This window comes from Streptomyces monomycini, assembly GCF_022271435.1.
In the GTDB taxonomy this organism is placed as follows: domain Bacteria; phylum Actinomycetota; class Actinomycetes; order Streptomycetales; family Streptomycetaceae; genus Streptomyces; species Streptomyces monomycini.
The window spans coordinates 66542-88554 of sequence record NZ_JAFIQY010000021.1 but is presented as its reverse complement, the minus strand read 5'-3'; the positions used below and the strand labels follow the sequence as shown (position 1 = coordinate 88554).

Here is a 22013-nt window from a genome sequence, read left to right as displayed (position 1 = left end):
GCACCCGTTCCATCGGAACCGCTCCACCTTGCCCACCAGGACTTTCCCACTCGCGAAGGAGCAACGCATGCCGATCGGCAGCCAGGGCTTCACCCTCATCGACCTGCCGTCCGTTCCAGCGGATCTGCTGGACAGCTACGACAGTCTCCCGGTCGACGACTACATGGGCCACGGCACGCGTTTCAAACGGTTCTCGCAATACCGGTTGTCCCCAACCGCATCCGGTTCCTGGCACTTCGAGCTGCTGCCGCACAGGGACTACACGGCATACAAGAAGTTCAACAAGGCGGCCGGCGGCATCCGGCGTGTCTACGAGCCCGTCAAGGCCGACTTCACCGGCCTGATCTCCAAGGGAATCGCCGGTATCGGCCTCGACCGCGGGGAGGACTGGCAGATCAACGTGCACCAGAACCGCACCCGGGCCGAGGCCGGCCGCCCCGGCCCGCTGACTCCCGAAGGCGTGCACCACGACGGCCACGAGTACGTGATGATCGCCGTACTGCGCCGGGAGAACGTGGCAGGCGGCCAGACCCGCCTGTGGAAGCCCGGCGCGGACGAGCCCTTCTGGACCGGCACGCTCACCGCGGGCCAGGCCGTCCTCCTCGACGACAAGGCCATCGCCCACGACGTGACGGACGTGCTCTCGGCCGACGGCCGGCCCGGTCACCGGGACATCGTGATCGTCGCCTTCTCGCGCTGGCAGCACAAGTGGTACGGCAACGAGCACGACGCCGCCGCCCTGTCCGACACCGTCGGCTGACCCTCGCCCACCCTGCCACCGCACCGAGAAGAATGCGTTGATCTCATATGCCTGAAAAATACTGGGAGAACCATCTCGCCGCGGGCCCGCTCCCCGTGGTGCGCGCCCTGGAGTCCTGTACCGCCGGCGAACTGGCCCGGCTGACCGCCGACTACACGTCCCGCGGCAAGCTGGCCGCCTCGTGCGAGGAGCTCGCCGAGCGCGCCTACAGCGGCCGCGACCGCACAGCGCTCACCGAGCTGCACCAGCTCCTCGCCCTCGTCTACGACCGGGACTTCTCCGGCGTGCCGGTCGCCGAGGTCGACCACGAACGACAGCCCCTCCTGCGGGACGTGGCCGCGATCCTGGAACGCGCCGTGCTCGGCCACGAGCTTGCCCGCATCGACGAGGCGAGCGTCGGAGACCACCCCCGGTCCGGGCCCGAGTACGTCCACTGGCTCAAGGATCGTGTCAACGAACACCCCGCGGGGTGGCACCCGCTCTACCACGAGCACATCGCGCACCGGGGCACCCCCGAAGACCTGCGGCTGCTGCTGGCCCAGGAGACCAGCCTCGACCCGCGCTTCGACGACATCCTCGCCTCGATGCAGATGGGGCGGACGGGCGGCGAGAAGATGGAGATCGCCGCGAACTACTGGGACGAGATGGGCAACGGCGACGCCGGGCTCGTCCACACGAGCCTCTTCTCCCAGGCCCTGGAGGCGATCGGCGCTGACAGCGCCTACATCCGGGACAGCTTCATGCTGGAGGCGGTGATCTGCGGAAACCTTTCCGCTTGCCTCGCGCTCGGTCGTCGGCACTACTACAAGGCCGTGGGCTACTTCGGCGTGACGGAGTACCTGGCGCCCCGCCGCTTCCGCTGCATGGTCGACACCTGGCGCAGGCTGGACCTGCCCGAAGTCGGCATCACCTACCACGACCTGCACATCGGCATCGACGCCGGGCACGCCTCCGGCTGGTTCAAGAACGTCGTGGCACCGCTGGTGGACGGCGATCCTCTGGCCGGCCGGGACATCGCCCTGGGGGCGATGATCAGGCTCAACACCTCGCGGGACTACCTTGACGAGCTGCTGCTCCGCATGCGGGACCGGTCGCTCGTCGAGGCCGGCGCAGAAGCCTGAGGGGCGGTAAGGCCATGGCGAGTCCCCTGCCCCATCGAGAAGCTGTGCCGGACGGCCACGACTTCGTGAAGTACGAGGCCCTGGGCAACGACTACTTGGTCATCACTCCGGCCGCCGCCCAGGCGGTGTCGACACCGGAGAACATCCGGCTGATCTGCGATCGCCACCACGGCCCCGGCGCCGACGGAATCCTCTACGGCCCTCTCCCGGCGCAGCACGGATTCGGGCTGCGCACCTTCAACTCCGACGGCAGCGAGTGCGAGAAGAGCGGCAACGGCCTGCGCATCTTCGGCCGCTACCTGTCCGACTACGGCTGGGCCGAGGAGCCGGAATTCACCGTCCACACTCCTGCCGGCCCGGCGACCGTGGAACTTCTGGAGCCGGACTCGCGGGGACCGGGCACTGCCCTCCCCGGCTCCGGCCGATCCGCCGAAGCCGAACCCGCACCCGTACGCGTCTCCATGGGCCGGGCCTCCCTGGACAGCGAGCTGATCGGGGCCACCGGGCCGCGCCGGGAGATGCTGCGCGAAACCCTGCCCGCGCTGGAGCGGGAGTGGACGGCCACCTGTGTGTTCCTGGGCAACCCGCACTGCGTCGTCCCGCTGGACGGCAGCGAGGTGACCGAGGAGACAGCCCGTCGCCTGGGGCCCGCCCTCGTCCGCCACGAACGCTTCCCGCAGCGCGTCAACGTCCAGCTCATGGAAGTACGCGCAGCCGACCTCATCCGCATCGAATGCTACGAGCGGGGTGCCGGCTACACGCTCGCCTCGGGCAGCAGCGCGTGTGCGGCGGCCGTCGCCGCTCACGCACTCGGGCTGACCAGCGCCGAGGTCACCGTGGAAATGCCCGGCGGCACGCTCGGCGTCGGCGTCTCCGACACCGGCGAGGTCACCCTGACCGGACCCGTCCGCTCCGTGGTGGCCGGCCGGTGGACCCCGGCGTTCCGTCGGCGGCTGGCCTCATGACCGCGATCACCATGCGTCAGTGGTACTTCGACGAGGCCCAAGGCCGCTACGACATCGACCTCGGCGACAGCTATGTGGGCGGCAGCCGCCTCTCCGACCATTCCCTGCCCGCCGACTGTCTCCTCGACTACGGAAACAACCGTGGGACGTCCCCGCTCCGCGACCTCGTCGCCGGTCTCTACGGGCGGGATCCGTCCCACATCGGCATCACCCACGGTGGTCAGGAAGCCCTGTACCTCCTCTACCGCACCCTGCTGTCCGCGGGCGACCACGCCGTGGTCTTCACCCCCGGCTGGCAGCAGGCGGAACCGGTGCTGTCCCGGGCCGGATGCCGGGTGGACGCCGTCGGCACCACCGCTGACGGCCGCCCGGACATCGCCGCGGCACTGGGCCTGATCACTCCTCGCACCAAGGCGGTGGTGCTCAACTCGCCCTGCAACCCGACCGGCCGACGGGTCACCGCCGCCGGCATCGAGGGCCTGGTCGAGGCGCTGCGACCGCACGGCGGCCATCTCGTCCTCGACGAGGAGTACGTGGCCGACCTCGGCGCCGACTCCTGGGTGAAGTCGTACGAGTACGCCGTCTCCGTCTCCAGTGTCTCCAAGGTCTACGGGGTCCCGGGGCTGCGCGTGGGCTGGATGTGCGGGCCGCCCGAGACCGTGACCAGGGCCATGGAGTACAAGCACTTCACCACCATCGCCAATTCCGTGATCCTGGAACGGCTGGCCATCGGGATCCTGCAGCACCGTGCGGAACACGTGAGCCGTTACCAGGGGCTGATCGCCGACGGCCTGCGGATCCTGGAGCGGTGGGTCGCCCGGCACCACGGCACGCTACGGATGTGGCAGCCGGAAGGAACCCCGTACGCCTGGCTGCACACCCCTGGGCTGCCGTCCTCGCTGGACTTCTGCCGCGAGGTCCTGCGCCGGGAGCGCCTTCTGCTGATGCCGGCCGAGGTGTTCGGCACCGAGAACGGCATCCGCCTCACCTTCGCCCGGGAGCCGGACGTCCTGGCGGAGGGCCTGCGGCGCATCGACGCCGTACTGGACGGCCGTCCCACCGCCGCCCCAGGCGGCGCCCACCCCGAAAGCAAGGTGCAACGATGACGGTACCCCTCAAGGACATGCCCACCTCCTGGTCACGCGCGCTGGCGCTGGTGGCGCACCCGGACGACATCGAGTACGCCATGGGACCGGCGGTGATCACCTGGACCGACAGCGGCAAGGAGATCGCGTACGTCCTGGCCAGCCGCGGCGAGTCGGGCATCGACGGATGCCCTCCGGAGGCGGCCGGGCCGCTGCGGGAACGGGAACAGCGCGCGAGCTCGGCGGTCGCCGGAGTGACCTCGGTCGAGTTCCTGTCCCACCCGGACGGGCTGATCACGGACTCCCTGGCGCTGCGCCGGGAGTTCGCCGCCGCCATCCGCCGCCACCGGCCGGACATGGTGCTCACCATCAACCATCACGACGACTGGCGTGGCGTCTCCTGGAACACTTCGGACCACCGTGTCGTCGGCCGGGCCGCGCTGGACGCCGTCGTCGACGCCGGCAACCGCTACGTCTTCCCCGAGGACGGCCTCGAACCGTGGGAAGGCGTCCGGTGGGCGGCGGTCGCCGGCTCGCCGTACCCCACGCACGCGATGAGGGTCGTCGGCGCCGAGGACCGTGCCGTGGAGGCAGTCCTGCAACACCGGTCCTACCTGGAAGCACTCACCGACGAGGACGCGGAGAGCTACGCCCGAGGGTTCCTGCGGCGCAACATGGCCGCCGCGGGCGAGCGCTTCCACGGCCACGACGCGGTCGCGTTCCAGCTCTACGAACGCGATCCCTACCGCGTCAGGGACGGCGTCACCCACTACCGCTGATCAGCGTCCACGTCCCAGCCCACTCTGTCGCACCGGGAACTCCATGCACCTGGCCATCGTCGACTCCAACCCGGCCGCCCTGCAGACCATCAGGCTGGCCAAGAACGCCGGACACCGGGTCACCTATGTGCAGTCCGTGCGCCCCCAGTACCGGCTCACCGACGCCAACCTGGCGCTGGTCTCGTCCGTGGACCGCCTCGTCGACGGGCTGGTCACCACCGACGCCGACGCGGTGACGGAGGCACTGGCCAAGTGCCACGCGGAACACCCCATCGATTTTGTCACCACGCAGCACGAGATGTCCGTCGAGGCCGTGGCGGCGGCCTGCCGAACGCTGGGGCTGCGGGGCACGTCCCCGGAGGCGGTGCTCATCGCCCGGCGCAAGGACCGCTGCCGGGAGGCGCTGCGAGCCGCAGGCCTGGCCTCCGCCCGCTTCGCGACGGCCACCAGCGAGGCGACGACGGTGGCGGCGGCGGAGCGGATCGGGTACCCCGTGGTGATCAAACCGCCCTCCGGAGCAGCCGGGCTGCTCGCCCGTGTCGTCCACAGCACGGCAGAGGCCAGAGCGGTCTGGCACGGGTTGCGGGACGGTCTCGACGCGGTTCCCGAGGACTGGCGCGGCCAGTTCCAACGTGGTCTCCTCATCGAGGAGTTCCTGGCGGGAGAACTGGTGTCGGTGGAGATCGGCGCACGGGACGGCCGTTTCTTCCCGCTGTGCATCAGCGGCCGCTCGCGCTGGGCGGGCGACGGAGTCACCGCTCTCGGCGCGTTCATCCCGGCCGACCTCGAAGCGCGACAGGCGGACGCCTGCTGGGAGTACGCCCGCCAGGTCTGCCGTGCCATCGGCGCCGACATCGGGGTCTTCCACCTTGAGATCATGGTCACCGAACGGGGACCTGTCCTCGTCGAGTTCAACCCCCGCGTCATGGGTGGCGGCCTGCCCGTCGCGTACCGCCACGCCACCGGGCAGGAGGTCTACGCCGCCCTGCTGGCCATCCTTGCCGGGTCCGACGACTTTCCCGCGCCGCCCCCACGGGTCGACTGCACGGCGGTCCGCGTCGTCATACCCCGCGAGGCCGGCCGGCTCAGCCCCGAAGCCACCCTCGCACCACTGGCCCAGCACCCCTCCGTCAAAGAGATCATCGGCTTCGGTGAAAACCACACCGGCCCCGGCAGCGAGGTGGCCCGGGGCCAGGCCCTGGCCCGGTTCATCGTCCAGGAGGCCGACCAGGCGGCCCTGGAGCGCACCTCCGAGCACTTGCTCAGGCGCCTGGAACCGCTGCTCGGCGTCCCCTTGATGGCCGGCCGCTACTCCCCCGGCGGCCACCCTGTTCCGCGAACTCGGGAATAACCACAAGGCGCCGCAACAGCGCCCACCAGAAGAGCGGACACGAAATTCCGGCATCCCTCCGCAGAGGTTCACCGTAATCAATTGCCGCACTTTCGAAGAGCGCATTACATAATGAGGTTGGGGCGTCATTTGTAGCGGCAGGGGGCGGCGGCGCGGCACGCGGCCCTGCCGGGCACCCCACCAACCAACCCCGACCGGCGGCTGGTTGCGAAGATACCGACCTGACACCGGATCGGACCAGCCGAGCCAGGACTCGGCGGCAATCGTTTATCGAGAAACAATTTTACTGGTCCGGTCCAACCGTCCGACATCATCGGTGAAGTTTCCGCGGGTGCGTAAGTCATGGCATGATCACGCAGATCCGTTCCGCGAATCATCGCGACCGTCCCGTTGGCGTGAGGCGCCGCTCACGGAGTCGACTCCGTCGTAGCGCGCCTCCCCACCTCACGTCCCCCAGGGCCCACCTTGCGCAAGCTCACCCAGCAGGCACTCATACCTGCGATGACCACCATCTCCCTGCTGGCAGCAGGCTGTTCGGCGGCCGGCGCCGGCAGCGCCGACAGCGCTGCCGGACCCGCCGAGGCCGCCGGTCCCGGCAGCAGTAGCGGAACAGCCGCCACTCCGGCCGCCGAGCTGGAGGCCGCGCCCGACCAGACCAACGGCAACAGCACCGGCGACCGGCGGCAACTGCCGGTCACCCCGGTTCCGGCACCGTCCGCTGCGGCCGGGGCCACCGCCGTGGCGCGCCCGTCCCGTGACGGGCGCGCGGCGCACAAGTCCTCGCTGCGCATCGCCTCGTACGACCGGCGCAGCGGGCGCGCGGTCATCGCCGGGCCGGCGGATTCCCCGAGGAAGCCCCCGGCCACCCCCTCGCCTTCCTCCCCGACGCCTTCCTCCGGTTCCGAAGGGCCCGGAAAGACCGCCAAGCCCGAAGCTCCCGGGAAGAATTCGGCGGTGGCCGTAGGTGACGTCATCGCCGGCGCGCCTGCTCCCGGTGCCCCCAGCGGCGTACTGGCCAAGGTCACCAAGGTGCTGGGCACGACGCGCGAGGGCACGGAGGTCAACACCGCCCCGGCCACGCTCGACGCGCTGCTGGGCAAGGGCGAGGCAGACGGGAAGGTGCCCGTCGATCCGGCAGGCATTTCGGTCGAGCCGCTGGTCAAGGGTGTGAAGGTGTCCTGGGCGAAGAACGGTGGGCACCGGTTCGGTCCGCACGGCGCCACGCTGCCCCTGGGCAGTCTGCGCCTTGACGTCGGCGCGTCGGTGGCCACCGCCGAAGGGGCTCCGGCCGGCGCCGCCGCCTCGGTCTCCGGCTTCGTCCAGCTCTCCCCGAAGGTGGAGTTCGGCTACAACGGCCACCGTACGCACGCGGACTCCGACGCCGCCGGCACCGGTACGGCTCCCGAGGGCGCGCACGTCGGGCTGTCCGGAGACTGGTCCTCCCAGTGGCGGTTCAAGGGCCAGGCCGCCGCGTCGACCGGGAAGGACAAGCCGCTGCGCCTGCCGTTCGCCAAGCTGCACGCGGATCCCGTCATCCAGGTCGGCCCGGTACCCGTCGTCGTCAATCTCGACCTCACCTGCTACCTCGCGGTGGAGGCCGACGGCAGGATCAGTGTCGACGTCGAACAGGACCTCAAGGGCGGTTTCCGGGTCGGCGGCAGCTACACGTGGGCCAAGGGCTGGAAGCCGGTCAGCGAGTCCCGCCTGACCTCCACCCCGGTACAGGCCACCGTGACGGCATCGGGCCAGGTCAAGGCCGCACTCGGAGCCGAAGCGAGCGTCGGCCTGTACGGCATGGCCGGTGTGAGCGCCGACCTCGCTCCGTACCTGCGCGGCGAAGGCAGCGCCGTGCTCACCGGTTCGTCCGACGGGAAGGGCTCCGCCACGGCCGACTGGAAGGTCTTCGGAGGGCTGGACCTGTCGGGCTCGCTCCAGACCCAGCTGACCGTCTTCGGCACCCCGCTCTTCCAGAAGCGCATTCCCCTGGGCACCCTGCACCGCGAGTGGCAACTCGCCGCCGGCCGTCTCTCGACCGCCACCAGGCAGCCGCACGCGGGCTGAGACGCGGTTCGGTACGCGGCTCGTCGAGGGACATGAACTGCCGGCGCTCCGGTCTTGGTTGGGCCCCTCTTTGCCTGGCACAGGCGGGGATACCAAGGCCGGCGCTGCGGGGCAGACAGGGCACGGTCGTCCCGGGGCCGGGTCGGCCGGTCGGCCAGGGCGGCGTCCGGGTCGCCCCGCGTCGGGGCGGATTCCGCGACGGTGGCACCTGGTGGAGCGGCACCAGTACGGCGCCGGGGCGGCCGGATCCGCACCTGTGCTGTACACCCTGCTGTACGGTCGGAGCATGTCGAAGCCAGTGACCGTCCGGGTCCCTGAGGAACTGCGTGCCCAGGTGCGGGAGCAGGCCGAGGCCAAGGGCACCACGGTGACCACGCTGATCGCCGAGGCCGCGCGCCACTCGGTCCGTGACCCGCGTCTGGAAGGCGCCGCGGAGGCCTTCCGGCAGTTCGTCGCCCGGGCCGCCGACGCCTTCGACGCCGCGTTCCCCGGCGACGCTCCCGCTCGCCCGGATGCCGCCGGCGTTCCGGGACAGGCGGCCTGAGGTGGGGTTGCACATCGACATCCGTTGGCTGCTGGAGCGGCAGGCGGAGGTGCTGCCCAAGCACCCCTCGGTCCACGACTTCTCCGGCCTGGTGGCTGCTGTCGCCCGCCACCGCGTCAACACGCCGCAGATCGGCGCCGTCGCCGACAATGCCTGGCGTGCGGCCGCCCTCATGCATGCCATCATCCGGCTGCGCCCCCTGCCGGCCCGCAATGCCCTGTACGGTGCCGCCGTCGCCGTGGCGTACATGGACGCCGCGGGCGAGGGCATCGACCCGCCGTATGGCGCGCTGATCGACCTCGCCCGGGAGGTCGACGCCGGTCATGCCGACAGCTACGACGCGGCCGACCGGATCCGCACCTGGCGCATCTGAACGCCGGCCCCCGGCCCTGACCGTTTCGGGGAGCCGCTCGCCCTGCCGGGAGGCGAGGCCGTCTTCGTGGGCGACTGAGCGGGACTGCGGCGTTCGGCGGCCTCAACGATTGTGCTCACAGGGTGCGTTGGGCGACGGACGGACGGCAGCAGACGGATCGCGTCATCTTCAAGTACCTCGCCGCCCCTCGGGGGAACAGACGACCTGCGCCGTCTCAAGGGCCGGTTGGTGCTGAAGTGGCTGGTTCGCTCTCTTGCGATGCTTACGTTCATGGGTCGGTGGCACGTGCAACTGCACACCGCAAGCAGCAAGGGAGACTCATGCACAGCAGTGTTGCGTCACCGAAGCACGAGTCCACCGACAACGGCCTGTACGCCCCTGGCGTCGACCACTACACCTCGCCGCACCGTCGCGATCCCGTCAAGAAGCTCTGGGAGGAGCCGGTCACCTTCGCCATCCTCCAGGCGGCGCTCGCCGAGGTGCCGCAGCGGCAGGACCTGAGTGTGATGGACATCGGGTGCGGCGCGGGTGAGGGACTGCACCTGCTCCGGGCCCTGAGCGCGACCCGCAACCTGTCCGGCCTGCCCCGCCTGACCTACCGTGGACTCGACCTCGACGAGGGGCTGCTGAGCCTGGCGGCCCGTACGCATCACGAGGAGGACGACGCCGAGTTCTGGCACGGCGACGTCCGTACGGATCTGCCCGAGACGCCGTTCGACCTCTATCTGTCCTGCGGCGTGCCGTACTCGCACCTGACCGAGGACGAGCTGCGAGCCACCCTGACCCGGCTGTTCGACATCGTACGGCGCCACCGCACCCGGTCCGTGGCGGTCATCGACGTGCTCGGCCGTCACTCCCTGGAGTGGCTGCCCCAGTGGGGCCGTACCCGCTGGCCGTACCGGATGAGCTTCTTCCAGAGCGACCAGCAGACCCAGGACGTTCCCATGACCTTCTGGGACGCCCACCACCTCAACGCCTGCATCAGCGCCGCGGCGGCGGACGCGGGCTGCCGCGTCCAGCGCCGTCAGCTCTTCGACCGTTCCATCATGGTCGGCCGCCACACCGCCACCGGCCACTTCAACCCCGAGCTGCCGCCCTACCGCTCGCTGATCAACCGGCTGGAGTCGGGCAGCATGGTGCCTCTGGAGCAGTTGCGCGCACCGCGGGTGCCGGACGACTCGCCCGAGGCGGTGCGTGCGTTCTTCGGCCGGTTCCGTTCCCAGTGGAACGCCGTCCTGGACGCGGCCGCGTCGCAGGACCCCACGAGACACCTGCCGCCCGACGTCGCCGGGCCGATGCTCGCGCGCGGGCTGCGGGCCGTCGAGCACCGGCTGGCCTGCGGCCTGGGCGTCGGGCACTCACTGACCGCAGTGATCACCGTGAGCGAGAGGACGTGACATGCACCGCCTGCTCGAACGCCGCGAGCTGAGCAGCATCACCGGCCATGCGTACGACGTCGACGCCGTGTGCGACCTCGGGTACGCCCGCTACGAACACGGCTATCCGGAGGAGCTGCTCGCCACCGTCCTCGACGAGGCCCGCGCGCTGGCCCGTACCGAATGGGAGGCCCAGAGCGCCGACCGCTATCTGGGACTGCGCCATCTGCGCGCCGCTCACGAGGCCATTCCGGCGGTCAAGACGCTGATGCACGACCAGGACCGGTTACGCGCGCTGAGCGAACTGGCCGGTACGGAACTGGAGCCGTACCCGATCACCCGGGCCGCCTCGCACATCAACTTCTACCGGCCGGGCGAGGTGCCCATCGCCCACCACACGGACGGGGCCGCCGTGGTGGAGCTGATCCCGCTGCACACCGCCGGCACGGACCGGGGCGGCTCGACACTGATCTTCCAGGGGAGCCCGGAGCGCGGTCGGCAGCTGCTGGAACAGGGGCGGCGGTTGGCTGCCGACGAGCACGCCGCCGTGCCGCAGCGCACCGGGCACGCGGTGCTCATGCAAGGACGGCGGCTCCTGCACACCGCCCAGCCCCTCCACGACGGGGAGCGGATCACGTTGGTGCTGGTGATGCGTTCGGCCGCCGAGCCGTGGAAGGACGGCAACAGCCTGGCCCGGCTCCTGCTCGACGACCCGCTGCCGGCCGTGCACGACGAATGGGTGCGTGACCAGGAACATCAGGCAGCGCGTTTCCGTGCCGCCGCCCGCTGACGTACACCGAGGAGGAGCAGTGACGACCACACTCGCCACCGAAGAGACACGCGTCGCGACGATCACCACCGGCCTGGACCGGCTCCGCAGGTCCCTGCACACGGGGTCCCGCATCGCGGCTCCGTACCGGGCCGCGAGCGAACCCGCCTGGCATTCGTCCTATGTCGCTCCCGCGGCGGAACGGCCGCCCGTCGCGGCCCGGATGGCCTCCTTCGGCTACGGGGAGAGCGAGCTGCACGGCCGCGCGGACCTGGCCGACGACCTGGCCATGACCGGCCCCGTACGGCTGCTGACGCCGGACGGCGCGGCGGCACTGCGCGGCATCTGCCAGAACCTCGAAGCCAGCGCCGTCCACAACGACTACGTCGTCTCCCGGCGGCTCCGCGGGGTCGAGGCCCTGTCCCCGTTCGTGCACGCCATGGTCCGCGACCCGGTCTACCTGGACACCGTCTCGCGGCTGGTCGGGGTGCCGCTGATCCCGCACCCGCTGCGCGACGCCGGCGTGCAGATCAACTACTACGAGGCGGCCGCCGACGCCTCGCGTGCGCCGCTGGTGGCCAAGTGGCACCTGGACGGCATGAACTACGTGTTCACCATGACCCTCTCCGACCATGCGGAGCACCAGGGCGGGGACTACATCTACTACCGCGGGCACCCGCGGGACTTCGAGGCCCGGCGGGAGGAGATCACGGATCAGGGGCCCCGGCACCCCGATGTGCACATCGCGCCGTTCCAGCACGTCGGCGACACGATGTTCACCCGGGGCAGCAGGGTCTACCACGCCGTCACCCCCGTCACCCGCGGCCGTCGCATCACGCTCGCCGTCTCGCTGTTCTGCCCGCTCCTCGGTGACCAGGACGAGAACCGGTTCTGGCACAGCGCCCCGGACGACGGGCTGGTCCGCACCCTGAACAACTGGAACGCGCTGCGGCGCGCCGTCCGCCGCCCGGCGTCCTACTGCCGCCGCGAGGACATACCGATCCGGCCGCTCGCACGCCGTTCCGCGGCGCGCGGCTGACCTCTGCCGTTCGAGCGGCCCGCGCAGGCGGGCCGCTCACCGGTTCTCCGTCGCCAGCCACCCCGCCAGGCCCCACATCGCGAAGGCGGTGACCACGTCCAGGCGCCGCCGGGTGCCGCTGCCGATCCCCGCCTTCTTCAGCCGGCCCCCGAGGGCGGCATATCCCCAGGCGCAGCAGAATTCCACCGCGATATAGGCGAGGCCCAGGGCCAGCAACGGCGCGGTGACCCGGTGGGCGTCGCGGGACAGGAACTGCGGCAGGAAAACGGCGAACAGGATCAGCGCTTTGGGATTCGTCACCGCCACGATGAACTCCTGCCGTGCCAGCCGCCATCCCGGCGCCTTACGGGGCGCTTCCTGTTCCTCTTCGGGGCCTTTCGGTTCGTCGTCGCCCGGCTCGGTTTCCGGGTGGTTCTTCGCGCGCAGCGCCGTACGCAGGGTCTGCAGCCCCAGCCACAGCAGGTAGGCCACCCCGCACCACTTGACGACGTTGAAAGCCACCGCCGACCTGGTCAGGACGGCGCCCAGCCCGGCGGCCACGGCGATCACCATCAGGGTGAACGCGGTGAACCGGCCGAGCGAGGCGCCGAGCGCCGGACGTAACCCGTGCCGGACGCCGTTGCGCAGGGCCAACAGCTGATTGGCTCCGGGCGTCGCGGCCAGCAGCAACGCGGAGGGAAAGAATGCCGCCCAGGACACATCGGAAAACATGGAGGACGTATACCCGCGCCTTCTCGCGTCTCTCACCCCGGCGCCTTTGTGGTGCGCGGCGGCGCCACATTTCCCGCCGCGCCGATCCGGCGTACGACGTCGTGCGCGTCGAAATCCGTGTGTTCAGCGATCAGCAGCCGCCCCGAACGGACGGCACGCGGACACCCGCGGGCGGCCTCGCGGGTGACCGCGACGCAGCGCATGCCGGCCCGCAGCGCCGCGAGGACCCCCGTGGCGGCGTCTTCCACGACCACACACGCTTCCGCCGGAACCGAAAGCTGCCGTGCGGCCTCCAGGAAGACGGCCGGATCCGGCTTCCCCCTGGGGACGTCCTCGGCCGAGACGCACACGGTGAAGAGCCGGTCCAGGCGGCCGGACGCCAGCGCCGCGCCGATCACCTGGCGGGAGGAGCCCGACGCCACCGCCAGCGGCACACCGGCTTCGTGCAGCAGTTCGGCCAGGTGCACCGCCCCCCGGTGCAGCGGCACCGAGCGCCGTATCCCTGCGAGGTAGAGCCGGTTGCCCAGCTCCAGCAACTCGTCGGCTCCGGCCGCCACCGGGCGCGTCGCCACGACGCGCTGCCACATCTCCCGCATGCCCACCCCGACGAACTCCGCGTGGTCGGCGGCGGTGAAGTGGTGGTACCCGAAGTGGGCGAGGGCCTGTTGCTCCGCCGCGAGGTACGCGCGCCCGCTGTCGACCAGGGTGCCGTCCAGGTCGAAGATCACTGCCGCTGGGGAGTCCGGCGTCATCGGCATCGTGCCGCCTTCCGTGTCGGTGTCCGCGGCCGAGCCGCTGTTCCGCGTATGCCCGCGCGGGCGCCGTCGCCCGGCCATGTCCGCACCACCGCCGACAGATTGGCGTGAACATGCCGTTCGGCGCGTACCGTCCTCTCCCCCACCATCAGGACGGGGACGGCAGCGCTCCCCGCCCGGTGCTGCCACCGGGCGCGACGGCGGTCTCCTCCTCCGGTGTGCGGGGCTCGGGGACGGAGCCCGACGGCGCGCCGGTGGAGCGGGCCAGCCCCAGCCGGGTGTGCACGATACGGGCGAAGTCCGCGATGGTGCCCTCGGACCTGAGCAGTTCCATGGGCGGCAGGTCGAGGTCGAACTGCTGCCTGACGGTGACCAGCAGTTCGGTGCCCATCAGCGAGTCCATGCCGTACTCGTCCAGCCGCCGGTGATGATCGATCTGTTCCGGCGACATGTGCAGTACGTCGGCGAACAGTCCGGCGACGATGCCGGCGATCAGCGCGCGGGCGTCGTCCACCGGCATACGGGCCAGGGTGCGCGCCAGCTCCTCCTTGCTGTGTCCGGCGTCCTCGGAGAGGACCGGCAGGAGGGTGACGATGCGGGGTGTGACGCAGGCGGGCAGGACGCGGGACAACGGCGCCCAGTTGTAGCAGCCGACCCCCAGGACGTCCGTGGGGTGCGACAGGACGGCGTCGACGGCGTGCAGGGCCTGCTGAGAGCTGACCGGCTCGAACCCCGCCCGGCTCATCACGCCGGTCAGGTCGTTGCGGGCCACGTAGCCGGTCTCGCCCAGAGCGCCCCAGGCCAGCGCGGTCGCCGGCAGGCCCAGCGCCCGGCGCCGCCGTACCAGGGCTTCGAGGTAGAGGTTGCCCGCCACGTAGTTCGCCTGCCGGATGTTGCCCAGCATGGCGGTGACCGAGGAGTAGACCAGGAAGAAATCCAGGTCCAGGTGCTGGGTGAGGTCGTGCAGCACCGCCGCCCCGGCCATCTTGGGGGTCAGGGCGGCCTCCCACTCCCGGACCGTCAGGTCGCGCAGGGAGCCGTCCGCCAGGTGCATGGCCGAGTGGACGACTCCGCGCAGCGGGTGTCCGGAGGCGGCGGCCTGGGCCACGACCCGTGCCATGGCCCCGGCGTCGCTGACGTCCGCGCGGTGGACCGACACCTGGACGCCGCGTGAGGCGAGGCCGGTGAGCAGGGCTTCGGCTTCGGGCGTGCCGGCGCCCCGCCGTCCGACCAAGGCGAGGTGGCGGGCGCCGCGCTCGGCCAGATGGCGGGCGGTGAGCGCGCCGAAGCCGGACAGGCCGCCGGTCACCAGATAGGTGGCCGTGGCATCCAGCTCGGGCACGGTGCCGCGCGGCTCGACGCGGGGCGCGGGGTCCTGCGGGCCGAAGGTCACGACGACCTTGCCGACGTGGCGGGAGTGCTGCAGCAGCCTGAAAGCCTCGTCGACGCGGGCCGCCGGGTAGCTGCTGTGCGGCAGGGGCCGGCAGACACCGCTGTGGACGAGCGCGGTGACCTCCGCGAACTGATCCGCCGCCAGCCGGGGGTCCTGGAGCAGTCCGAAGAGGTCGACCGCGTAGAAGGCGATGTTCTTGCGGAACGGACGCATCAGCAGCGGGCGGTTCTCGTAGATGTCACGTTTGCCCAGTTCGACGAAGCGGCCGCCGTGGGTGAGCAGTTCGAGGCTGCGGGCAGCCGCCTCCCCGGCGAGCGAGTTGAGGACGACGTCCACGCCACGCCCGTCCGTCAGCCGCAGTACGTCGTCCGCGAAGGCCAGGGTGCGGGAGTCCAGGACGTGTTCGGCGCCGAGCCTGCGCAGCAGGTCGCGCTTGGCGGCGGACCCGGCGGTGGCGATGACACGTGCCCCGAGGTGCCGGGCGTACTGCAGGGCGGCCAGGCCCACTCCGCCCGCTCCGCCGTGGACCAGTACGGTCTCTCCCGCGGCCAGGCGGGCCAGCCGGGCGAAGCAGTAGTGGACGGTGAGGAAGGCCACCGGCAGGGTGGCGGCTTCGGCGCAGGACATCGTGTCCGGGATACGGCCTACGGCGTGCTCGGAGGTGACGGTGTGGGTGCTCAGCGCGTCGGGGGCCAGGGCGAAGACGCGGTCCCCCACGCCCAGCGCGGTGACACCGTCCCCGACCGCGGTGACGACGCCCGAGCATTCCAGGCCCAGTCCGGCCTGGCCGCCGGTGATCTCCTCCGCTTCGGCGGGCAGCAGGCCGGTCGCCTGCATGACGTCGCGGTAGTTCAGGGCGGCCGCCCGGACGGCGACCGCCACCTGGCCCGGACCGGCGTCCGCAGGCGTGGTCTCCTGCCAGGTCAGGCGGTAGGAGAGGCCCGGATCGCGTGCGTCGAGGGTGTAGGCGCGGAAGCCGTCGCCCGGTCCGGGGCCGGTGGGTGAGGGCAGTTCGGTCAGGCGCGGCACGAACCGGCCGGCCGAGGTCAGCGCCACCTCGGTCTCGTCGGACGGGGTCAGCAGTTCCCGTGCGACCCGCTGCGCGTCGGCGGTGATGTCGCCGGTGCGCTGCAACGACAGTCGTTTGACCACCAGGTCGGGGTGCTCGTTGCTGACCGTGCGCGCGATGCCCCAGGCAGCGGCGTCCAGGGGGCACGAGGGCTGCTCGGGAGCGGGCAACGCGCCGCTGGGCCGGGAGACGAGCCACAGGGCGCGCTCGCGGTCGGGGGAGAGTGCGTCCAGCGCGCGGGCGGCGGTGCTCAGCACGCCCGCGCGCAGGACCGTGTGCTGGACCGCGTCCCGCGCGCCGCCGTCCAGTCCGGTCCGGGGCTCAGGAGTCTCCAGGACCACCACCACGGCCACATCGCCGTGCGGCACGGGCAGCCACCGATCACCGTCGCCGAGCAGGTCTGCGGCAGTCCGCCGCTGGACCGACGGGGCGCCCGCGGCGCTCAGGGCATCGGCCACCGCTGCGCCCAGGCCGCCTCGCCCGGTGTCCTCGGCAACCACGGTCCAGGCCGTGCCGGGGTCAGCCGTGGGCGCGGCGGGTGGGGCGGCAGGCGCGGTGCCGGCGGTGCCGATGAAGACGGAGAAGCCCTCGTCGGGAGCGTCGGCGATGGGGTCGGCCGGCGTGGCGTCGGAGAAGCCGCACGAGGGCAGCAACCGCAGCCATGCCTCGGCGGAGAGCAGCGGAGAGACACCGCGCAGTCCGGGGTCGGTGACGTTCCAGAAGCTGCTCAGGGAGCCGAACAGCGGGGCCAGCAGGTCCATGTCGTGCGATTCCAGTGCGAGCAGCCGCCCGCCGGGGCCCAGCAGCCGCGCCACCCGGCGCAGCGCCGGGGCCACCTCGGTGGCGGTGTGCAGCGCGTTGCCCGCGATCACGAGGTCGAAGCCGCCCTCGGTCAGGCCCTGGCCGGCGAGCTCCTGGTCGAGGTCGAAGGTCCGGTAGCCGACGAAGTCGTGGCGCGCGAACCGCTTCTGCGCCGGCGTGAGGAACTGCGGTGAGACGTCGGTGAAGACGTACCGCGTACGGTCCGGAGGCAGCACGGGCAGCACGGCCGCCGTCACGCCGCCGGTCCCCGCGCCGACCTCCAGGACGCGCAGCGGACGGTCCGCGGGCCACCGGTCCACCAGCTGCGAGACCACGGCTTGCAGCACCCGGTTGTGACGGCGCAGGGGGAACTCGATGTCGTAGACCTGCTCGTACGCGGCCGAGACACCGTCGTCGAGGATGTTTTCCAGGAGTTCGGCTTCGCCTCGCAGCAGGTCTCGGCCGTGCCGTGCGCACAGGTTGTTCAGGAGGGTGACGGCCGGGCCCACCGGGCTGCCGCCGTCCATCGTGCTGCTGCCGTCCAGCGGGTGCGGGCGCTCCGCGGCCGGGCCGTCCGCGGCGGCCAGTCGCCAGCGCTCGCCGTCCAGCCGTACGGCACGCTGCTGGCGCTCCAGGAGGCCGAGCAGCAGCCGGGCCTGCCTGCGGTGCCGCCCCAGCATGCCGCCGGCCACCAGATCGTCCACGGTGAAGGCGGCCGCCGGGTCCGGCAGGAGTCCCGCGATCGTTTCGGCGGCACCCCGTGCGAAGACCTGCTTCAGCTCGTGGCCGGTCACGGTGACGCGATCGGCGGGGTCGGGCGGACCGAGGCGGTGCTGCGCGCCGGCGAGGAGGTCGGCGGTGGGCGGCAGGGGGCTGGGAGCCACCGCCTGGTCCTCGTACGGGGCGGCGCGCATCACCGTGCGCTGGTAGCTCGGCGGAACGGACCGCATGCCGTCGAAGCGGCGCAGGCGGCACCCTTCGAGTTGCGCGTGCACGGTACCGTCCGGGGCGGTGACGAGAATGTCCCAGCACAGTTCGGTGACGGTACGGCTGCGTCGGCGCACGTGCACCAGCCCTTCGGACGCGGGGGTGCGCCACACCCGTACGGCGCCGAATCCGACGGGCAGGTACGCGTCACGCTGCTGACCCACCGCCTGCTCGATCAGCGGCAGACCGGCCTGCAACGCCCCGTCGAACAGCGCCGGATGGACCTCGTAACCGGCCGCGTCGGCCGTCAGACGGTAACGGGCGAGCACTTCACCGTCCCCGGCCCACAGGTCCCGCAGGACCTGGAAGGAGGGGCCGTAGTCGATCCCCGCCGCGGTCATGGCGGCGTAGTGCCGAGCGGCGGAGATGTGCCGCGGGCAACGGGCCCGTACGGCTGCCACGTCGAGGCCGGGGTGCGGGCGGCCGAACAATTGCCGCACCCGGCCGCGGGCGTGCCGGCGTGCGCGGCCGGCCCGGCCGTCCCCGGCGGCGATGCCGACCACGCCGTCCTCGGGGGACCAGGTCAGCTCCAGGCGCACCTGGCCGGGATCGTCCCACGGGACGACGACGGGCCTGGTCAGCTCCAGGTTCTCCACCTCGCAGGCGGCGTCCAGGACCCGCCGCCCGGCCGCCAGCGCCATTTCCACGTAGCCGGACGCGGGCAGGATGACCGCGCCCGCGACGCGGTGGTCCTCCAGCCACGGGACGAGGGGCGGCTGCACCGGGCCGGTCCAGGTCGGTTCGCAGTGGGCCGTGCGCACGCCCAACAGGGGGTGGTCGTACGTGCCGATGTCGCCGGACCAGGTGTGGCGCTCGCCGTTCCAGTGCCGCTCGCGCTGCCAGGGATAGGCGGGCAGCCGGGCGACCCGACCCGGCTGCGGGAAGTGCGCGCGCCAGTCGACACGGGCTCCCGCGGCGATCAGGTGGGCCGTCGCGTCCCGCATCCGCCGCACGCCGTCGCCGTCGTTGTCGCTGTCGCTGTCGTTGTCGCTGTCGCCGCGGCTGTCACCGCCGCCGTCACCGGCACCGTCGTCAGCGCGGAAGAGCGTCGGCACGACGGCCACCGGGACGGGCGACGCCGCCGCCGTACGCCTCAGGTACGGGCGGACGACCGGATGCGGCCCGATGTCGACGAAGACGTCGAAGCCCTCGTCCAGCAGGGCGGTCACCGCCGGTGCGAACTGGACGGTATCGCGCACATTGCGCCACCAGTAGGCGGCGTCCAGTTCCCGGCCCGTCACCGGCCGCCCGGTCACCGCGGAGACCATCGGGACGGTGCCGTCCCGCGGCCGCAGCCCGGCCAGGTCGGCGAGCAGTTGGTCACGGACGGGGTCCATCGCGCGGCTGTGGAACGCGTAGTCCAGGTCGAGCAGGACGCAGGCCACACCCCGGCCGGTGCAGTACGCCACCAAGTCCCGTACGGCCGCGACCGGACCGGCCACCGTCACGTCGCGCGCGGTGTTCACGCAGGCGAGCTCCACCTGCGGGTAGCGCTCCAGCAGTTCCTGGACCTGCCCGAGGGGCAGGGTGAGCGCCGCCATCCGGCCCGCGCCCGCGGTGGCGGCCTGGGCCCGGCCGCGTGCGGCGATGACGCGCGCCGCGTCCGCCAGGGACAGGGCTCCCGCCGTCTGCGCCGCCGCGATCTCGCCGACGCTGTGCCCGAGCACGGCGGACGGCTCGACGCCCTGGCGGCGCAGCATCGCCGTCAAGGCGACCTGGAGAGCGAACATCAGCGGCTGGGCGATCTCGGTCCGTGCCAGCCGCCACCGGCCGGCCGGCCGCTCCAGTTCACTCCGTACGGACCAGCCCAGCTCACCCGCCAGGGCGGCGTCCGCGGCGGCGAACGCGCGGCGGAACGTCGCGTCCTCGCGCAGCAGGTCGGCGCCCATGCCCGCCCATTGGGCCCCGTTGCCGGAGAAGACGAAGACCGGACGCCCGTCGCGGACCGCTTCAGTCCGGCGCGCCGGTGGCGGGGTCGGGTGCGGGGGCGGCTGGGGCGGAAGCGTTTGGGGCGGGGTCGGCTGGAGCGGGCCCGGCGACGGCGGGTCCGAAGAGACGGTGCTCTCAGCGGGGCGCCCGGCCTCGGAGGACTCGGAAGGCCCAGAGGGCCCAGAGGAGTCAGAGGAGTCAGAAGAGTCAGAGGAGTCAGGGGGCTCAGAAGTCTCAGAGGACTCAGAGGACTCAGAGGACTCGGGCGTCCCGGCCAACTGACCCAACGACGCCGCCGCCTCCCCCGGCGAAGCGGCCAGCACCGCCGCCCGCAGGGGATGCCCGCCGCGCCGCTCGCTCATGGTCCACGCCAGGTCGTAGAACGTTTCCGCGTCGGCGGCCGACAGGTGCCGCGCCGCTCGCCTCAGTGCTTCGTCGAGGGCGGCCGCGGAACGCGCCGAGACCACCACGGGCAGCGGCCCCGCGGCCGGCGGGGCGCTCTTCGCGACGGCCCGGGCGGCGGGTCCGGGTGCCAGGATCGCGTGCGCGTTGGCGCCGCCGAACCCGAAGGAGTTGACACCGACCACCGACCGTTCGCCGATACCGGCCGGACAGGCACGGTCCACCAGGCGCAGCCGCAGCCGGTCGAAGTCGATGTGCGGACTGCGGGCGCCCGCGTGCAGCGACGCCGGGATGACGCCGTGCCGGAGCACCAGCAGGGCCTTGAGCAGCCCGGCCATGCCCGAAGCCGGCTCCAGGTGACCGATGTTGGTCTTCACCGAACCGATCGGCAGGGCACCCGTGGTGCGGTGGACGCCCAGCGCCCGTCCGATCGCCTCGGCCTCGACGGGGTCCCCCACCGGCGTCCCCGTACCGTGCGCCTCCAGGTAGGCGATGTCGTCCGCGGTCAGCCCGGCGCGGGCGTAGACGTCCGCCAGCAGGGCCCGTTGCGCTTCCATGCGGGGCAGGGCCAGCCCGGGGGTGCGCCCGTCGCTGTTGGCGGCGCAGTCGACGACGACCGCGTCCACCCGGTCCCCGTCGGCGAGCGCGTCGGCGAGCCGCTTGAGCAGGACCATGCCCCCGCCTTCGGCCCGTACGTAGCCGTCGGCGTCCGCCGAGAAGGAGCGGCACCGTCCGCTGGGCGAGAGCATCGACGCCTGCGAGAAGCCCACGAAGTGCTGCGGGCTGAGCAGCAGGTTGACGCCGCCGACCAGGGCGGTGCGGCTGGTGCCGTCCCGCAGGGCCCGGCACGCCTCCGCCAGCGCCACCAGCGACGACGAGCAGGCCGTGTCGATGATCATGCTGGGGCCGTGCAGGTCGAAGAAGTGCGAGAGCCGGTTGGCGGCGATCGACGACGCGGCCCCGGACATGGTGTACGCGTTGACGTGCTCCGGCACCATCATCTGCAGCGCCCCGTAGGAGTGGTCCGACACTCCCACGTACACGGCCGTGTCCGTTCCCGCCAGCGCGGCGGGGGCCACCCCGGCGTCGTCACAGGCTTCGACGGCCAGCTCCAGCAGCAGCCGGTGCTGGGGGTCCATCTGTGCCGCTTCCTTCGGCGAGATGCCGAAATAGGCGGCGTCAAAACCGCTGACGTCCGCCAGGAAGCCGCCGGCCTTGGTGTAGCTCTTTCCGGGCCGCGGCATGGCCGGGTCGATGAACCGTGCCACCTCGAAGCGGGTTTCCGGGACCTCCGTCACCTGGTCCGCGCCGGCCGACAGGGCTGCCCAGAGACTGTCGAGGTCGGTGATGCCGCCGGGCAGGCGGCAGGCCGTTCCGACGACCGCGATGTCCCGATCGGGGGACGGGGCCTTGGTGGAGTTGACTGACATGAGCCTCTCACTGCGCGGAAATGCGAGGGCGGCACGGTCCCGTGGCCGGACAGCGAAAGGGCCCGTCGCGTGCCGGGTCCCCGCTGGGCTTCTTCGGCCGACGTCAGCGCATCCTGACCAGCACGCCACCGCAGCACAAGCGGCGGTAACCCTAACGGGCTACACCGGCCGTGCGGCACAACAGATTTTCGGACTGCCTGCCGGGATCGCCGGTCGCGGCGGCGCCCGCGCGGTTTATTCGCGGTTCCCGCGCCGCCGAAATATCATCAGGCCGGGCCGTCACCTGTTTGCCGCGGGCTCGTTGAGCGTGACA

The 22013-nt window shown here is 72.0% G+C and carries 15 protein-coding genes; 12 read left to right on the top strand and 3 right to left on the bottom strand.

Annotated features, from left to right (window positions below; all coding sequences use genetic code 11):
- Window positions 1-67 precede the first annotated feature (67 nt).
- The 12 genes from JXZ78_RS23105 to JXZ78_RS23050 all read left to right on the top strand — a co-directional run bounded on the left by JXZ78_RS23105 (window position 68) and on the right by JXZ78_RS23050 (window position 12223).
- On the top strand, window positions 68-760 hold the full coding sequence (locus JXZ78_RS23105; protein ID WP_030019995.1) for a 2OG-Fe dioxygenase family protein: 693 nt from the start codon (window positions 68-70) through the stop codon (window positions 758-760).
- Between the two features lie 47 nt (window positions 761-807).
- Entirely contained in the window at window positions 808-1881 is a 1074-nt protein-coding gene (locus tag JXZ78_RS23100) for an iron-containing redox enzyme family protein (RefSeq protein WP_078624233.1), read from the top strand.
- A gap of 14 nt (window positions 1882-1895) precedes the next feature.
- Window positions 1896-2846, top strand: a complete 951-nt coding sequence (dapF, locus tag JXZ78_RS23095; RefSeq protein ID WP_063726076.1) for a diaminopimelate epimerase — start codon at window positions 1896-1898, stop codon at window positions 2844-2846.
- Window positions 2843-3952: a pyridoxal phosphate-dependent aminotransferase gene (locus JXZ78_RS23090; protein WP_063726078.1), complete on the top strand. Its 1110-nt coding sequence runs from the start codon at window positions 2843-2845 to the stop codon at window positions 3950-3952. The genes dapF and JXZ78_RS23090 overlap by 4 nt, the downstream gene beginning before the upstream one ends.
- A complete protein-coding gene (locus JXZ78_RS23085) occupies window positions 3949-4710 on the top strand; it encodes a PIG-L deacetylase family protein (protein ID WP_050502438.1) in 762 nt (253 codons plus the stop codon). The genes JXZ78_RS23090 and JXZ78_RS23085 overlap by 4 nt, the downstream gene beginning before the upstream one ends.
- A 43-nt stretch (window positions 4711-4753) precedes the next feature.
- Window positions 4754-6061 carry an ATP-grasp domain-containing protein gene (locus JXZ78_RS23080; RefSeq protein WP_050502437.1) on the top strand — a complete coding sequence of 436 codons (1308 nt, stop codon included), beginning with the start codon at window positions 4754-4756 and terminating at the stop codon, window positions 6059-6061.
- A gap of 501 nt (window positions 6062-6562) precedes the next feature.
- Window positions 6563-8122: a hypothetical protein gene (locus JXZ78_RS23075; protein ID WP_238783311.1), complete on the top strand. Its 1560-nt coding sequence runs from the start codon at window positions 6563-6565 to the stop codon at window positions 8120-8122.
- 286 nt (window positions 8123-8408) lie between these two features.
- Complete coding sequence (locus JXZ78_RS23070; protein WP_030019988.1) at window positions 8409-8666, top strand: hypothetical protein; 258 nt, start codon at window positions 8409-8411, stop codon at window positions 8664-8666.
- A 1-nt stretch (window position 8667) separates the two neighbouring features.
- Window positions 8668-9039 (top strand): hypothetical protein, encoded by a 372-nt coding sequence (locus JXZ78_RS23065; RefSeq protein ID WP_030019987.1) that lies wholly within the window; start codon window positions 8668-8670, stop codon window positions 9037-9039.
- A gap of 320 nt (window positions 9040-9359) precedes the next feature.
- Window positions 9360-10436, top strand: coding sequence for a class I SAM-dependent methyltransferase (locus tag JXZ78_RS23060; RefSeq protein WP_030019986.1), 1077 nt, complete (start codon window positions 9360-9362; stop codon window positions 10434-10436).
- A gap of 1 nt (window position 10437) precedes the next feature.
- Window positions 10438-11205, top strand: a complete 768-nt coding sequence (locus JXZ78_RS23055) for a hypothetical protein (protein ID WP_030019985.1) — start codon at window positions 10438-10440, stop codon at window positions 11203-11205.
- A gap of 19 nt (window positions 11206-11224) precedes the next feature.
- Window positions 11225-12223, top strand: coding sequence for a hypothetical protein (locus JXZ78_RS23050; RefSeq protein WP_050502435.1), 999 nt, complete (start codon window positions 11225-11227; stop codon window positions 12221-12223).
- A gap of 36 nt (window positions 12224-12259) precedes the next feature.
- Here JXZ78_RS23050 and JXZ78_RS23045 read toward each other — a convergent pair whose 3' ends face one another.
- The 3 genes from JXZ78_RS23045 to JXZ78_RS23035 form a co-directional block, all read right to left on the bottom strand.
- Window positions 12260-12934, bottom strand: a complete 675-nt coding sequence (locus JXZ78_RS23045) for a LysE family translocator (protein ID WP_050502434.1) — start codon at window positions 12932-12934, stop codon at window positions 12260-12262.
- 32 nt (window positions 12935-12966) lie between these two features.
- The gene (locus JXZ78_RS23040) at window positions 12967-13770 is read right to left on the bottom strand and encodes an HAD family hydrolase (RefSeq protein ID WP_050502433.1); all 804 of its coding nucleotides are present in this window, start codon (window positions 13768-13770) and stop codon (window positions 12967-12969) included.
- Window positions 13771-13837: 67 nt separating this feature from the next.
- Complete coding sequence (locus tag JXZ78_RS23035; protein ID WP_050502432.1) at window positions 13838-21700, bottom strand: type I polyketide synthase; 7863 nt, start codon at window positions 21698-21700, stop codon at window positions 13838-13840.
- Window positions 21701-22013 lie beyond the last annotated feature (313 nt).

Bases quoted from the DNA above. Each gene is read 5' to 3' on its own strand.
- JXZ78_RS23090 (WP_063726078.1), top strand. From the start codon at position 2,843: ATGACCGCGATCACCATGCGTCAGTGGTACTTCGACGAGGCCCAAGGC.
- dapF (WP_063726076.1), top strand. From the start codon at position 1,896: ATGGCGAGTCCCCTGCCCCATCGAGAAGCTGTGCCGGACGGCCACGAC.
- JXZ78_RS23055 (WP_030019985.1), top strand. From the start codon at position 10,438: ATGCACCGCCTGCTCGAACGCCGCGAGCTGAGCAGCATCACCGGCCAT.
- JXZ78_RS23060 (WP_030019986.1), top strand. From the start codon at position 9,360: ATGCACAGCAGTGTTGCGTCACCGAAGCACGAGTCCACCGACAACGGC.
- JXZ78_RS23070 (WP_030019988.1), top strand. From the start codon at position 8,409: ATGTCGAAGCCAGTGACCGTCCGGGTCCCTGAGGAACTGCGTGCCCAG.
- JXZ78_RS23075 (WP_238783311.1), top strand. From the start codon at position 6,563: ATGACCACCATCTCCCTGCTGGCAGCAGGCTGTTCGGCGGCCGGCGCC.
- JXZ78_RS23035 (WP_050502432.1), bottom strand. From the start codon at position 21,700: ATGTCAGTCAACTCCACCAAGGCCCCGTCCCCCGATCGGGACATCGCG.
- JXZ78_RS23040 (WP_050502433.1), bottom strand. From the start codon at position 13,770: ATGGCCGGGCGACGGCGCCCGCGCGGGCATACGCGGAACAGCGGCTCG.
- JXZ78_RS23045 (WP_050502434.1), bottom strand. From the start codon at position 12,934: ATGTTTTCCGATGTGTCCTGGGCGGCATTCTTTCCCTCCGCGTTGCTG.
- JXZ78_RS23105 (WP_030019995.1), top strand. From the start codon at position 68: ATGCCGATCGGCAGCCAGGGCTTCACCCTCATCGACCTGCCGTCCGTT.
- JXZ78_RS23100 (WP_078624233.1), top strand. From the start codon at position 808: ATGCCTGAAAAATACTGGGAGAACCATCTCGCCGCGGGCCCGCTCCCC.
- JXZ78_RS23085 (WP_050502438.1), top strand. From the start codon at position 3,949: ATGACGGTACCCCTCAAGGACATGCCCACCTCCTGGTCACGCGCGCTG.
- JXZ78_RS23080 (WP_050502437.1), top strand. From the start codon at position 4,754: ATGCACCTGGCCATCGTCGACTCCAACCCGGCCGCCCTGCAGACCATC.